Source organism: Leucobacter manosquensis (assembly GCF_018304845.1).
Classification (GTDB): domain Bacteria; phylum Actinomycetota; class Actinomycetes; order Actinomycetales; family Microbacteriaceae; genus Leucobacter; species Leucobacter alluvii.
Genome location: NZ_JAFEVO010000001.1, coordinates 1323438 through 1337460, shown reverse-complemented (window position 1 = coordinate 1337460; position 14023 = coordinate 1323438). Strand labels below are relative to the sequence as shown.

At 68.3% G+C, this 14023-nt stretch carries 10 protein-coding genes and 1 tRNA gene; all 11 read left to right on the top strand.

The annotated features are described in order from the left end of the window. The first annotated feature begins 1 nt into the window (after position 1). The 11 genes from JSQ98_RS06150 to JSQ98_RS06100 all read left to right on the top strand — a co-directional run bounded on the left by JSQ98_RS06150 (position 2) and on the right by JSQ98_RS06100 (position 14022). Entirely contained in the window at positions 2-1717 is a 1716-nt protein-coding gene (locus JSQ98_RS06150) for a dipeptide ABC transporter ATP-binding protein (RefSeq protein WP_090150786.1), read from the top strand. Between the two features lie 139 nt (positions 1718-1856). Further along, the gene (gene hutU, locus JSQ98_RS06145) at positions 1857-3554 is read left to right on the top strand and encodes a urocanate hydratase (RefSeq protein WP_211648819.1); all 1698 of its coding nucleotides are present in this window, start codon (positions 1857-1859) and stop codon (positions 3552-3554) included. 4 nt (positions 3555-3558) lie between these two features. Next, on the top strand, positions 3559-4791 hold the full coding sequence (locus JSQ98_RS06140) for an amidohydrolase family protein (RefSeq protein ID WP_211648818.1): 1233 nt from the start codon (positions 3559-3561) through the stop codon (positions 4789-4791). Positions 4792-4973: 182 nt separating this feature from the next. Then, positions 4974-6575, top strand: coding sequence for an ABC transporter substrate-binding protein (locus JSQ98_RS06135; RefSeq protein WP_211648817.1), 1602 nt, complete (start codon positions 4974-4976; stop codon positions 6573-6575). A gap of 73 nt (positions 6576-6648) precedes the next feature. Beyond that, complete coding sequence (locus JSQ98_RS06130) at positions 6649-7716, top strand: ABC transporter permease (RefSeq protein ID WP_200331407.1); 1068 nt, start codon at positions 6649-6651, stop codon at positions 7714-7716. Positions 7717-7718: 2 nt separating this feature from the next. After that, positions 7719-8705, top strand: a complete 987-nt coding sequence (locus JSQ98_RS06125; protein WP_090150777.1) for an ABC transporter permease — start codon at positions 7719-7721, stop codon at positions 8703-8705. Further along, positions 8702-10399 (top strand): dipeptide ABC transporter ATP-binding protein, encoded by a 1698-nt coding sequence (locus JSQ98_RS06120; RefSeq protein ID WP_211648815.1) that lies wholly within the window; start codon positions 8702-8704, stop codon positions 10397-10399. Before JSQ98_RS06125 ends, JSQ98_RS06120 begins: the two co-directional genes overlap by 4 nt. A gap of 208 nt (positions 10400-10607) precedes the next feature. Next, positions 10608-12512, top strand: coding sequence for a translational GTPase TypA (gene typA / locus JSQ98_RS06115; RefSeq protein ID WP_090150771.1), 1905 nt, complete (start codon positions 10608-10610; stop codon positions 12510-12512). A gap of 106 nt (positions 12513-12618) precedes the next feature. Beyond that, on the top strand, positions 12619-13254 hold the full coding sequence (locus JSQ98_RS06110) for a maltokinase N-terminal cap-like domain-containing protein (RefSeq protein WP_211648814.1): 636 nt from the start codon (positions 12619-12621) through the stop codon (positions 13252-13254). A 255-nt stretch (positions 13255-13509) separates the two neighbouring features. Beyond that, a tRNA-Pro gene (locus JSQ98_RS06105) sits at positions 13510-13583 on the top strand. Positions 13584-13677: 94 nt separating this feature from the next. Continuing rightward, the gene (locus tag JSQ98_RS06100) at positions 13678-14022 is read left to right on the top strand and encodes a TraR/DksA family transcriptional regulator (protein WP_211648813.1); all 345 of its coding nucleotides are present in this window, start codon (positions 13678-13680) and stop codon (positions 14020-14022) included. Position 14023 lies beyond the last annotated feature (1 nt).

Below are 14023 nucleotides of genomic sequence, written 5' to 3'. Positions count from 1 at the left end.
CATGACTGAAGCAACGCAGGAATTCATGCAGCCGCTGCTGAGCGTGCGCGACTTGAAGGTCGGGTTCACGGTCGACCGGCAGGTGAACGAGGTGCTGCACGGGATCGACTTCGACGTCTATCCGGGCGAGACGGTCGCCATCGTCGGCGAGTCGGGTTCCGGCAAGTCGACGACCATGCACGCCGTGATCAACCTGCTGCCCGGCACCGGGCGGGTGACCGCGGGGTCCGTGCAGTGGGGTGGCCGAGAACTCGTCGGGCTCGGGCGCCGCGAGATGGAGCGCATCCGCGGCCGCGAGATCGGTCTCGTTCCGCAGGACCCGATGTCGAACCTCAACCCGGTGTGGTCGGTCGGGTTCCAGGTCGAGGAAGCGGTCCGCGCGAACGGACTCGCGACCGGCAAGAAGGAGGTGCGCGAGCGCGCGATCCAGGTGCTCGAACAGGCCGGATTGCAGAACGCCGCCCAGCGCATGAAGCAGTTCCCGCACCAGTTCTCCGGCGGGATGAAGCAGCGAGCGCTCATCGGCATCGGCCTCGCCGCCAGTCCGCAGCTGCTGATCGCCGACGAGCCGACCTCAGCGCTCGACGTGACCGTGCAGCGCGTCGTCCTCGATCATCTGCAGGGGCTCACGCAGCAGCTGGGCACGGCCGTCGTCTTCATCACCCACGATCTCGGGCTCGCTGCTGAGCGCGCCGAGAAGCTCATCGTGATGTACAAGGGCAACATCGTGGAGTCGGGGCCGAGCCGAGAGATCCTCGAACGTCCGCAGCACCCGTACACCAAGCGGCTCGTCTCCGCGGCGCCGAGCCTGGCATCCCGTCGCATCGGTGCGGACGCCGAGCTCCCCACCGCGCCCACGCAGACGTTCGACCTCTCGGCACTCGCCGACGAGCCGAAGCCGACCGTGAAGCACGGCGAGCCGATGATCGAGGTCTCGGATCTGGGCAAGATCTACAAGATCCGGAAGGGCAATTTCGGATCGGAGGAGTTCCACGCGGTCGCCGGCGCATCGTTCTCGGTCAACCGCGGTGAGACCCTGGCCCTGGTCGGGGAATCCGGCTCCGGCAAATCCACCATCGCGAAGATGGTGCTGCAGCTCGAGAAGCCGTCGTCGGGCTCGATACGGATCGGCGGTCAGGAGACCGCGGATCTGTCGGGGCGGGGGCTCTTCGACCTCCGCCGCACGCTGCAGCCGGTATTCCAGGACCCGTACGGATCCCTCGACCCGCTCAATAACATCGCGAGCACCATCATGGAGCCCCTCAAGATCCACGACGTGGGTGATGCCGCGAGCCGGAAGGCGCGCGTCTACGAGTTGCTCGATCAGGTCGCCCTGCCGCGGGAACTGGCGACGCGCTACCCGAACGAGCTCTCGGGAGGGCAGCGGCAGCGCGTCGCCGTCGCGCGCGGGCTCGCCCTCAAGCCCGACATCCTCGTGCTCGACGAGGCGGTGTCGGCGCTCGACGTGCTGGTGCAGGCGCAGATCCTCGACCTGCTCGCGCAGCTGCAGCGCGAACTGGGGCTCACGTATCTGTTCATCACCCACGACCTCGCCGTCGTGCGCCTCATCGCGGATCGTGTCTGCGTGATGCAGCAGGGCCGCATCGTGGAGCAGGCGACCACTGATGAGGTGTTCGAGAATCCGCAGGAGGAGTACACGAAGAACCTGCTCGCGGCGATTCCGGGCGCCCACATCGAGCTCGGGCAGCAGAGGTAGCGCGTTCAGCAACGCCCGCGCCTGTCTGGCACTCCGGACAGGCGCGGGCGTTGCTGCGTTGTCGCGAGGCGGGTGAACCGCTGGGATAGGGGAAGCGGGATGAGGCCCGCGATCCAGCACTTCAGCGAAAGGTCCAATGATGGCACTTCCCGGCGCACGCCCCGTCCGTTCCCCACGAGGCAGCGAGCTCTCTGCGAAGAGCTGGCAGACGGAGGCACCGCTGCGCATGCTCATGAACAATCTCGATCCAGAGGTGGCCGAGCGCCCCGACGACCTCGTCGTGTACGGCGGCACCGGCCGAGCGGCGCGGAGCTGGGAGGCGTTCGACGCCATCGTCGATACCCTGCGCGACCTGGAGGAGGACGAGACCCTGCTCGTGCAGTCGGGCAAGCCGGTCGGCGTCTTCCGCACGAACGTCTGGGCGCCCCGCGTCCTCATCGCGAACTCGAACCTCGTGGGGGACTGGGCGAACTGGCCCGAATTCCGCAAGCTCGAAGCCGAGGGCCTCATGATGTACGGCCAGATGACCGCCGGCTCCTGGATCTACATCGGCACGCAGGGCATTCTGCAGGGCACGTTCGAGACATTCGCCGCGGTCGCGCGCAAGCGCTTCGGCGGCACGCTCGCCGGGACCATCACCCTGACCGGCGGCTGCGGGGGAATGGGCGGAGCGCAGCCCCTCGCCGTCACCCTCAACGAGGGTGCGTGCCTCATCGTCGACGTCGACCAGAGTCGACTCGAACGCCGCGTCAGCAAGCGCTACCTCGACGAGGTCGTGACCAGCGTCGACGAGGCGCTCGCGAAGGTCCAGCAGGCGAAGGAGGAGCAGCGCGGGTGGTCCGTCGGACTCGTCGGGAACGCGGCCGAAGTGTTCCCCGATATCCTGCGCCGGCACCGCGCCGGTGAGATCACCATCGATGTGGTCACCGATCAGACGAGCGCTCACGATCCGCTGAGCTACCTGCCGATCGGCTACGAGGTGGGGGAGCGGCTGCAGCGGGCCGAGGCGGATCCCGAGCAGTTCACCCGCGATGCGCAGGCCGCGATGGCGGCCCAGGTGCGAGCGATGGTCGAATTCCAGGACGCGGGCGCCGAAGTCTTCGACTACGGCAATTCCATCCGTGACGAGGCGCGCACCGGCGGGTACGACCGAGCATTCGAGTTTCCCGGGTTCGTGCCGGCCTACATCCGTCCGCTGTTCTGCGAGGGCCTCGGCCCGTTCCGCTGGGCGGCGCTCTCGGGAGACCCCGAAGACATCCGCGTGACGGACGAGGCGATCCTCGAGCTCTTCCCGGAGAACGAGCACCTGCACCGGTGGATTCGCGCGGCACAGGATCGCGTGGAGTTCGAGGGACTGCCCGCGCGCATCTGCTGGCTCGGCTACGGCGACCGCGCGAAAGCGGCCGTGCGCTTCAACGAGCTTGTGGCCGAGGGCAGGCTGTCTGCTCCGATCGTGATCGGACGAGATCACCTCGACTCCGGTTCGGTCGCCTCGCCCTACCGCGAGACCGAGTCGATGGCAGATGGCTCCGACGCCATCTCCGACTGGCCGTTGCTCAACGCCCTGACCGCCGCTTCGTCGGGGGCCACGTGGGTCTCGCTGCACCACGGCGGCGGAGTCGGCATCGGTCGTTCGCAGCATTCCGGCCAGGTCTCGGTCGCCGACGGCACGCCGCTCGCGGCGGAGAAGCTGCAGCGCCTGCTGACGAACGACCCGGGCATGGGGGTGATCCGCCACGTCGATGCCGGCTACCAGCGGGCGGTCGACGTGGCGGGCGAGCGCGGCGTGCGCATCCCGGTGGCCCCCGTGATCCGCAACACCGACCAGGCCTGGTGACGCGATGACGCGATCGGCGAGCCTGCTCATCGACAACATCGGCGAACTCACCACGAACGACGATGCCGGGGGCGGTCGCCTGCACGATGCCGCCGTGCTGATCGAGCGGGATCGCATCGCGTGGGTCGGTGCGGCGGCCGACGCCCCCGCGGCCGACGAGCGCGTCGATGCCGCTGGGCGCGCGGTGCTGCCGGGGTGGGTCGACTCGCACACCCATCTCGTCTTCGCCGGCGACCGCACCGCCGAGTTCGAGGCTCGGATGGCGGGCGAGGCCTACGCCGCCGGTGGCATCAACGTCACGGTCGAGGCGACGCGCGCCGCGACTGATGCCGCGCTCGAGGCGAACCTCGAGCGACTGGTGGCCGAGGCGCGGCGCGGCGGCACCACGACGATCGAGACGAAGACGGGGTACGGTCTCACCGTGCGCGACGAGCAGCGCGCGGCCGTCGTCGCGGGCCGGCATGTGGATGCCGTGACCTTCCTCGGCGCGCACGTGGTGCCCGCCGGCGCCGACCCCGAGGGGTACCTGGATCTCGTCACCGGGCCGATGCTCGACGCCGTCGCGCCGCACGTCAGCGCCGTTGATGTCTTCTGCGAGCGCGGTGCATTCGACGAGGCCGCGACGGAGCGGGTGCTGGCGGCCGCCGGGCGCGCAGGTCTCGCAACCCGCGTGCACGGCAATCAGCTCGGGCACGGACCGGGGGTGCGGCTCGCCGTCGGCGCTGGATCGCTCAGCGTCGATCATCTCGGGTTCCTCGGCGAGGATGATGTCTCCGCGCTGGCCGATTCCTGGGCCGAGTGGAGTGGGGGATCGGGACGCCGCGGCACGGTTGCGACGGTGCTCCCCGCGTGCGACCTCTCCACGCGGATGCCGCTGGCGCCCGCGAGAGCGCTGCTCGACGCGGGGGCGGTGCTCGCGATCGCCTCGAACGCGAACCCCGGCACCTCGTACACCAGCTCCATGGCGTTCTGCGTCGCGACGGCGGTGCTGCAGATGGGGGTGACCGTGCAGGAGGCGGTGCGCGCCGCCACGCTGGGCGGAGCCATCGCGCTCGGCATGGAACGAGACGGCTGGCGGGATCCCAAAGGTGCGGAGCAGGGTGCGGTCGGCGTGGTCGCGCCCGGTGCGCGGGCCGACCTGCAGCTGCTCGACGCGCCGTCCGTCACCCATCTCGCCTACCGGCCGGGGATGCCGCTGGTGCAGGGTGTGTGGCGGGCCGGGCGACGCGTCGTGTGAGACACCGCTCCATACGAGTGCTGGAGGGGTCCAGGAGGATCTGTCAGACAGATCGTCTCCACTTTTCCCAATGGGCGAGAGAGCCCCGCTAGGCTGCGAATGTTCAAACACCGGGCGCATCGACACCGTAGTGATGCGCGTTTCCCGGGTAGTGAGAGGGAAAAAGATTGAAGAAGACGATGATGTCTGCGGCCGCTCTGATGGGCGCCGCACTGCTGTTCACCGGGTGCGCCACGAGTAGCACCAGCGGTTCAGGCGAGGGCGGCGACGAGGGCGGTGACGCCATCATGATCGGCACGACCGACAAAGTCACGTCGCTCGATCCGGCCGGATCGTACGACAACGGATCGTTCGCGGTCATGAACCAGGTGTATCCGTTCCTGCTCAACAGCGAGTACGGCACCGCCGAGGTCACGCCGGACATCGCGGAGTCGGCCGAGTTCACCTCGCCCACCGAGTACACCGTGAAGCTCAAGAAGGGGCTGACATTCGCCAACGGCAACGACCTCACGTCGAGCGACGTGAAGTTCTCCTTCGACCGTCAGGTGGCGATCAACGACCCGAACGGCCCCGCGTCGCTGCTGGGCAACCTGGACAGCGTCGAGGCTCCCGACGACACCACGGTCGTGTTCACGCTCAAGAACGGCGACGACCAGGTCTGGCCGCTGATCCTCTCGAGCCCCGCCGCGCCGATCGTCGATGAAGACGTCTTCGCCGCCGATGCGCTCACCGGCGACGACGAGATCGTGTCGGGCAAAGCCTTCGCCGGCCAGTACGAGATCACCTCGTACAAGCTGAACGAGCTCATCGCGTACGCCCCGTTCGACGGCTACCAGGGTAACCTCGGCGAACCGGCGAACAGCGGCGTGAACGTCAAGTACTACGCCGATGCTTCGAATCTGAAGCTCGACATCGCGGGCGGGGCGATCGACGTCGCCTTCCGCTCGCTGTCGGCCACCGACAACGACGAACTGGCCAAGAACGACGACGTGAAGCTCGTCGAGGGCCCCGGCGGCGAGACCCGCTACATCGTGTTCAACTTCAACACGCAGCCCTACGGTGCGACCGCGCCCGACGCAGACCCGGCGAAGGCGATGGCCGTGCGCCAGGCCGCGGCCGACCTCGTCGACCGAGCGGCGATCGCGAAAGAGGTCTACAAAGACACGTACAGCCCGCTCTACTCGTTCGTGCCGGACGGCCTTCCGGGCGCGACCGAGCCGCTGAAGGAGATGTACGGCGACGGCGCCGGCGCACCCGACGCCGCGAAGGCCAAGCAGCGCCTCGAAGATGCGGGCGTCGAGACCCCGGTGCAACTCAGCCTGCAGTACAACGGGGATCACTACGGCCCGTCCTCCGGCGACGAGTACGCCATGGTGAAGACGCAGCTGGAGCAGGACGGACTCTTCGAGGTCGACCTGCAGCAGACGGAGTGGGTGCAGTACTCCAAGGATCGCACCGCCGACGTGTACCCGGCCTACCAGCTCGGCTGGTTCCCCGACTACTCGGATGCTGACAACTACCTCTCGCCGTTCTTCCTGAAGGAGAACTTCCTCGGGAACCACTACGACAACCCCGAGGTGAACGACCTGATCGTCGAGCAGCAGACGCAGACCGACGAGGGGAAGCGCATGGACGAGATCGGCAAGATCCAGGAACTCGTCGCGAACGATCTATCGACGCTGCCGCTCCTGCAGGGCAAGCAGGTCGCCTACACGGGCACGGACGTCGAGGGCACCACGCTCGACGCATCGTTCAAGTTCCGGTACGCGCCGATCTCCAAGTAGCGCAGGACGTGGCAGCGGGCTCCACCCTCGGGTCGGGGCCCGCTGCCATGGACCGACGCGAACAGGCTCTCACATGACTGCTCCCGCACCTGTCGTCGCGGCGCGACGCGCCCCGACCGGAGGTGGGCTCGGACGCTACGTCCTGATCCGCCTCCTGCTCATCATCCCGACCGTGTTCATCCTCGTCACCGTCGTCTTCTTCCTCATGCGCCTCACCGGCGACCCCATCACGGCAGCCCTCGGCGGGCGGCTCCCTCCCGACCAGCTCGCCGAGCGAGTGCACGAGGCGGGATTCGACCGACCGCTCATCGTGCAGTACTTCGACTACCTCGGCGGCATCTTCCGCGGAGATTTCGGCACGTCGATCACGGACAACCGCCCCGTCATCGAGATCCTGTTCCAGTACGGCTCCGCCACGCTCGAACTCGTCTTCTACGCGCTGATCGTCGCGTTCGTCATCAGCATTCCGCTCGGGCTCATCGCCGCATACCGGCGCGACCGCTGGCAGGACGCGGTGCTCCGCATCATGGCGATTCTCGCGTACGCGACGCCGATCTTCTTCGTCGGGCTGCTCCTCAAGCTCGTGTTCTCCGTCTGGCTCGGCTGGCTCCCGGTCGCGGGCCGCGCCGGCACGCGCACCGAGCTCGTCATGGGCGGCGTGGATGCGCCGACCGGCATCTACCTGCTCGATGCGCTTCGACTCGGCGACATGCAACTGGTCGGCGACGTGCTCTGGCACGCCGTGCTCCCCTCGGTCGCCCTGGGCCTGCTCACCGCCGGGGTGTTCCTGAGGCTCATCCGCACGAACGTCATCGGCACCTTCGGGCAGCAGTTCGTCACGAGCGGTCGTTCTCGCGGCGTGAGCGAGTACCGGCTCCTCACCAAGCACGCCTTCCGGCCCGCACTGATTCCGATCATCACGGTCATGGGCATGCAAGTCGCACTGCTGCTCGCGGGAGCCGTGCTGACCGAGACGACATTCGAATGGAAGGGGCTCGGGTTCATGCTCGCCGAGTACCTCAAAGCGCGCGATTTCGTGGCGGTGCAGGGCATCGTCGTGATGATCGCGGTCATCGTCGCCGTCACGAACTTCGTCGTCGACCTCGTCGCGGCCGCCGTCGACCCGAGGGTGAGGTACTGAACATGAGTATGCAAGATCTCCCCACGCCGTCGACTGCGACGCTCGCCGTCGCCGTCCCGCAGGGCCGACGAGTGCGCGACCGTCTGCCGGTGCTCACCCAACTGCGGCAGAGCGTCGGACTGCAGCGCGGCATGCTCGTCACCGGGCTCGCGCTCACGGCGCTGTTCGTGCTGCTGGCCCTCCTCGCCCCCCTGATCGCGCCGTACGGGTGGGCGCAGCAGTCGGTCGACGGCGTCGCGTTCGGCACCCAGCAGGCTCCGAATGCGACGAACCTGCTCGGCACCACGGTCTCGGGATTCGACGTGCTGTCGCGCGTGATCTGGGGCGCCCAGACCGCGCTGTTCGTCATCGCCGCCGCGATCCTGTGCTCGATCTTCCTCGGCATCGCGCTGGGTCTCGTCTCGGGATACTTCGGCGGCTGGCTCGACCGCATCCTCGTCGTGCTCTGCGATGCCATCTACGCATTCCCGTCGCTGCTGCTCGCCATCGTCATGTCGATCGTGATCAGCCGCGGCCAGTCGACGCTGTTCGGCGGCATCCTCGCCACGGCGCTCTCCATCACGGTCGTGTTCGTGCCGCAGTACTTCCGCGTCATCCGCGCTGAAGTGGTGCGCGTGCGCTCCGAACCCTTCGTCGAGGCCGCACGCGTGATCGGCGTGCCGACCCGCCGCATTCTCGTGCGGCACGTGCTGCGCAACTCGGTGCGGTCGCTGCCCGTCGTCGTCACGCTCAACGCCTCCGAGGCGCTGCTGACGCTCGCCGGGCTCGGCTTCCTCGGCTTCGGCATCGAAGCCACCTCGGCAGCGGAGTGGGGGTACGACCTGAACCGCTCGGTCGCGGATGTCACGAGCGGCATCTGGTGGACGAGCGTCTTCCCCGGCGTCGCCATCGTGCTCGTGGTGCTCGGCATCACGCTCGTCGGTGAGAGCCTCAACGATCTGTCAGACCCGCGACTGCGTCAGCGCCGCCGGGCAAAGGGAGCATCATGAATCGCATCGCCGAGATCACCGACCTCCGGGTGCGGTTCGCGACCGACGGGGAACCGGTCGACGCGGTCAAGGGCATCAGCCTCTCGGCCAGCGCCGGCGAAGTGCTGGCGATCGTCGGCGAATCGGGATCTGGCAAGACCGTGACCGCGAATGCGCTGCTCGGGCTGCTCCCGGAGACCGCGACGATGTCGGGCGCGGTGATCGTGCGGTCTCGCGCCGGTGACGAGACCGACGTCGTCCACGCCTCCCACGCCGCGATGCGCGATATGCGCGGGAACGCCGCGGCAATGGTGTTCCAGGAGCCCTCGACGGCGCTGAATCCGGTGTACACCGTCGGGTGGCAGATCGCCGAAGGGTTGCGCGCCCACGGCCGCATCGGCAAGAAGGCGGCGCGGGCGCAGGCCATCGACATTCTCCGCCGCGTCGGGATCCCCGATCCCGAGCGTCGGGTCGATGAGTACCCGCACCAGTTCTCCGGCGGGCAGAAGCAGCGCATCGTGATCGCCATGGCGCTCGTGCTCAACGCCGGCCTCATCGTCGCCGACGAGCCCACTACCGCGCTCGATGTCACGGTGCAGGCCGAGATCCTCGAACTGCTGCGCGTCTGCCGCGATGAATTCGGTGCGACGATCGTGCTCATCACGCACAACATGGGCGTCGTCGCCGACCTCGCCGATCGCGTCATCGTGATGTACCGCGGCGAGATCATCGAGGAAGCGCCGGTCGCCGAGCTCTTCAGCGCTCCGCAGGAGCAGTACACCCGCGACCTGCTGGCGGCCGTGCCGCACGTCGGCCACGGCAAATCGCTCACCCAGGCGCGCGAGGCGGGCGACGTCGTCGCCGAGTCCTCCGAACGCGACACCACCGGGCACCTCATCGTCGCCGAGAACGCCCAGATCGGGTACCCCTCCCGCTTCGGGCGGGGCGCCGTGGTCGCGGTGCACGGCGTCGACTTCTCCGTCGCACCCGGCGAAGTGGTGGGGCTCGTCGGCGAGTCGGGATCGGGCAAGACCACGATCGGCCGCGCCGTCGTCGGCCTGACGAAGGTCGTCGACGGGTCGCTGCGAGTGCTCGGCCACGAGATGCGCGATGTGCAGCAGCGCTCGCTCGCGCCGCTGCGGCCCGACATCGGATTCGTGTTCCAGGATCCGGCGACGAGTTTCAATCCGCTGCTCTCGATCGCCGAGTGCATCGCCGAGCCGTTGATCGTGCACGGCCGGGCGTCGAGCCAATCCGCCGCGCGGGGTCGCGTCGACGAGCTGCTCGACGCGGTGCGCCTGCCCGCGAGCTTCGGCGATCGCTTCCCGCACGAGCTGTCGGGCGGGCAGCGCCAGCGGGCCTCGCTCGCCCGGGCGCTCGCGCTCGATCCGAAGCTGCTCATCGCCGACGAGCCCACCAGCGCCCTCGACGTCTCCGTGCAGGCGACGGTGCTCGAACTGTTCGTGCAGTTGCAGGCGGAGCTCGGGTTCGCGTCGCTCTTCATCAGCCACGATCTCGCCGTCATCGACGCGGTCTCCGATCGCATCATCGTGCTGCAGCAGGGGCGGATCATGGAGCAGGGAACGACGGCCCAGGTGCTGAGCCGCCCGCAGAATCAGTACACGCAGGAGCTCCTCGCCGCGATCCCGGTGCCCGATCCGGCGGAGCAGCGTCGCCGGCGCGAGGCCGCACGTGCCCGCAAGGTGCGTGCGTAACGCCAGCAGCAGGGCAAACAATCGTCGAGGCCGGGCCGTGCAGCACGCACGTACACCCGGCCTCGACTCAGTATTCGCGGGTCGTTCACGAAGAGACCCGCTAGAATAGTGCGTCGGCGTCTTTCGGCGCCACCGCGGGGCGATCCCGCTCCGTGGCCGGCATCCCGCCGCGCCGACGCTCACTCGTCTCGTTAGGACTCTACTACTTATGGCTCTCGCCACTCGCGATGACCTCCGCAACGTCGCCATCGTCGCACACGTCGACCATGGCAAGACCACCCTCGTCGACGCCATGCTGCGTCAGACCAACTCCTTCGACGCGCACACCGAGGTCGACGATCGGGTCATGGACTCGAACGACCTCGAGCGCGAGAAGGGCATCACCATTCTGGCCAAGAACACGGCCATCACCTACGAGGGCGAGCACGCCACCGGCGGGCCCATCATCATCAACGTCGTCGATACGCCCGGCCACGCCGACTTCGGCGGCGAGGTGGAGCGCGCGCTCTCGATGGTCGACGGAGTCGTGCTCCTCGTCGACGCCTCCGAGGGCCCGCTGCCCCAGACGCGCTTCGTGCTGCGCAAGGCGCTCGAGTCGAAGCTCCCCGTGATCCTCGCGGTGAACAAGACCGACCGCCCCGACGCGCGCATCGAAGAGGTCGAGGGCGAGGCGCAGGACCTCCTGCTCGGTCTCGCATCAGACCTCTCGGAGGATCACCCTGACATCGACGTCGACGCCGTGCTCGACGTGCCGACCGTGTACCTCTCGGGTCGCGCCGGTGCCGCCTCGCACGAGCGTCCCGGCGACGGCGAGCTGCCGAACAACCCGGATCTCGAGCCACTCTTCCAGACGATCCTGGAGCGCGTGCCGGCGCCCCAGTTCGACGACACGTTCCCGCTGCAGGCGCACGTCACGAACCTCGACTCGTCGCCCTTCCTCGGCCGCATCGCGCTGCTGCGCGTGCACCACGGCTGGATCAAGAAGGGCGAGACCGTCGCCTGGGTGCGCCACGACGGCAATGTGCAGAACGTGCGCGTCACCGAGCTCATGCTCACGAAGGCGCTCACCCGTTTCCCCGCCGAGAAGGCTGGCCCCGGCGACATTGTCGCGATGGCCGGCATTCCCGAGATCACCATCGGCGAGACGATCGCCGACGCCGAAGACGTGCGACCCCTGCCCGTCATCACGGTCGACGAGCCCGCGATCTCGATGACCATCGGCGCGAACACGTCGCCGCTCGTCGGCAAGGTGAAGGGCCACAAGCTCACCGCGCGCATGATCAAGGACCGCCTCGATCGCGAGCTCATCGGCAACGTGTCGCTGCGCGTGCTCGACGTCGGTCGTCCCGACGCGTGGGAGGTGCAGGGTCGTGGAGAGCTCGCACTCGCGATCCTCGTCGAGAACATGCGCCGCGAAGGCTTCGAGCTCACCGTCGGCAAGCCCCAGGTGGTCACCAAGGAGATCGACGGCAAGAAGCACGAGCCCTACGAGCACCTCACCATCGACACCCCTGAAGAGCACCTCGGTGCGATCACGCAGCTGCTCGCAGCGCGCAAGGGGCGCATGGAGAACATGGTGAACAACGGCACCGGCTGGGTGCGCATGGAGTTCATCGTTCCCGCTCGCGGTCTCATCGGCTTCCGCTCGGAGTTCATGACCATCACTCGCGGCACCGGCATCGCGAACGCGATCTCGCACGGCTACGGCGAATGGGCCGGAACGATCACGACCCGCAACAACGGGTCGATCGTCTCCGACCGCTCGGGTGTCGTGACGCCGTTCGCGATCATCAACCTCCAGGAGCGCATGAGCTTCTTCGTGCAGCCCACCGAAGAGGTCTACGAGGGCATGGTCATCGGCGAGAACTCGCGCTCCGAGGACATGGACGTGAACATCACCAAGGAGAAGAAGCTGACGAACATGCGTTCGGCTGCTGCGGACACCTTCGAGTCGATGACGCCGCCCCGCAAGCTCACGCTGGAGGAGTGCCTGGAGTTCGCCCGCGAGGACGAGTGCGTCGAGGTGACGCCCGAGAACGTGCGCATTCGCAAGGTCGAGCTCGCAGCGACCCTGCGTGCCCGCTCGGCATCGCGTCTCAAGAACCAGAAGTAGCACGGGTTCGCCCGGAGGGCCCCGACTCGCGCAGGTGCGCGGGCCGGGGCCCTCGTGCTGTTCGGAAGGCTCGACGCGCTCCGAGGGCCGGTCGTAGGATCGGATCATGTCGATCATTCACCGCACCACCCTGAGCCCGTCAAAGTACGATCTGCTCGCAGCGTGGCTGCCGGCGCAGCCGTGGTTCGCGGGCGATGCCGCACGACTCGCGCCCGTCGGCGCCTACCGCTTCGACGATCCCGAAGGCGAGGTCGGCCTCGAAGGTCACGTGTTCACCGCAGGTGACGAAGTCGTGTACCACGTGCCGCTCGCCTACCGCGGGGCCGCGCTGGACGACGGTGACGACTTCGTCGTCGGCACCATGGAGCACGGGATGCTCGGTACGCGCTGGGCGTACGACGCGATCGGCGATCCGGTCTTCCGCGCAGTGCTCTCCGGCGCGATCGTGCGCGGCGAGCACGGCAGTCGCGAGTTCACGCAGGATGCCGAGGGGAACTCGGCCGAGCGCGAACCCTCGGTGCGGGTGCGGGGCACCGGATCCGCGGGCGAACCCGTGCCCGACCTCGCAGCGGTGCGGGTGCTCTCGGAGGGGGCGGCGACGATCGCCGAGACGGAGTTCGCTCGGCTCGCCGTGCACCGCGCGGTCGCGGTCGACGCCGGGGACGATCCCGTGGGCACGCTGAGCCTCCTAGGCGAGTGGCCGGGCGCGGTCGACGCGCTCCTGGCGTCGCTCACCGTCTGACGCCGCTGCGCCGCTCCAACGCTGCGCCGCACGCCCACTTCTCCGTCGCACGCCCACTTCTCCGCCGCACGCCCACTTCTCCAACGCGCGCCCACTTCTGGGAGCGGGGTCACTCTTCGTGCGTGTTGCCATCGCGACACCCACGAAGAGTGACCCCGCTCGCAGTGGGGAGGGAGGGGCGACACGTCCGGAGCGCCCCCGTTTTCGTGATTCGCAGGGAAACCGCTAGAGTATTCCTTGCGTGAAACACGCAATCGGGATGTGGCGCAGCTTGGTAGCGCACGTCGTTCGGGACGACGGGGTCGCAGGTTCAAATCCTGTCATCCCGACGGAAACGGCCCGGAGCTGCGTTGAGAAATCAACGGGGTTCCGGGCCGTTGTCGTATGCTGAGGCCCACCGGGGCAGCGGCGGGAGGAGCGCACATGGAGCACGCAGACCGTGTTCGGGCGCTGCTCGTCTCCGAGCAGGATCGCATCGGCGCGCGCGTGTCGAAGCTGGAGCACGACATCGCAGCGTTGACGAGCGCTCGACGAAGCGCGGTGGACGACGACGAGCACGATCCCGACGGCGAGCCGTTGTCGGCGAGATGGTCGCTGCTCGCCGGGCTGCTCGACTCCGCTCGCGACGACGCCCGACAAGCCGCGGACGCGCTGCGGCGGCTCGACGCTGGCACGTACGGCGTGTGCGCGCAGTGCGGAGAGCCGATTCCCGTCGGCCAGCTCGAGGTGCGCCCGTTTCGCGAGCGCTGCGTCGCCTGCACACCCTAGG

Bases quoted from the DNA above. Each gene is read 5' to 3' on its own strand.
- JSQ98_RS06140 (WP_211648818.1), top strand. From the start codon at position 3,559: ATGACGCGATCGGCGAGCCTGCTCATCGACAACATCGGCGAACTCACC.
- JSQ98_RS06110 (WP_211648814.1), top strand. From the start codon at position 12,619: ATGTCGATCATTCACCGCACCACCCTGAGCCCGTCAAAGTACGATCTG.
- typA (WP_090150771.1), top strand. From the start codon at position 10,608: ATGGCTCTCGCCACTCGCGATGACCTCCGCAACGTCGCCATCGTCGCA.
- JSQ98_RS06135 (WP_211648817.1), top strand. From the start codon at position 4,974: ATGTCTGCGGCCGCTCTGATGGGCGCCGCACTGCTGTTCACCGGGTGC.
- JSQ98_RS06150 (WP_090150786.1), top strand. From the start codon at position 2: ATGACTGAAGCAACGCAGGAATTCATGCAGCCGCTGCTGAGCGTGCGC.
- JSQ98_RS06125 (WP_090150777.1), top strand. From the start codon at position 7,719: ATGAGTATGCAAGATCTCCCCACGCCGTCGACTGCGACGCTCGCCGTC.
- JSQ98_RS06130 (WP_200331407.1), top strand. From the start codon at position 6,649: ATGACTGCTCCCGCACCTGTCGTCGCGGCGCGACGCGCCCCGACCGGA.
- JSQ98_RS06120 (WP_211648815.1), top strand. From the start codon at position 8,702: ATGAATCGCATCGCCGAGATCACCGACCTCCGGGTGCGGTTCGCGACC.
- JSQ98_RS06100 (WP_211648813.1), top strand. From the start codon at position 13,678: ATGGAGCACGCAGACCGTGTTCGGGCGCTGCTCGTCTCCGAGCAGGAT.
- hutU (WP_211648819.1), top strand. From the start codon at position 1,857: ATGGCACTTCCCGGCGCACGCCCCGTCCGTTCCCCACGAGGCAGCGAG.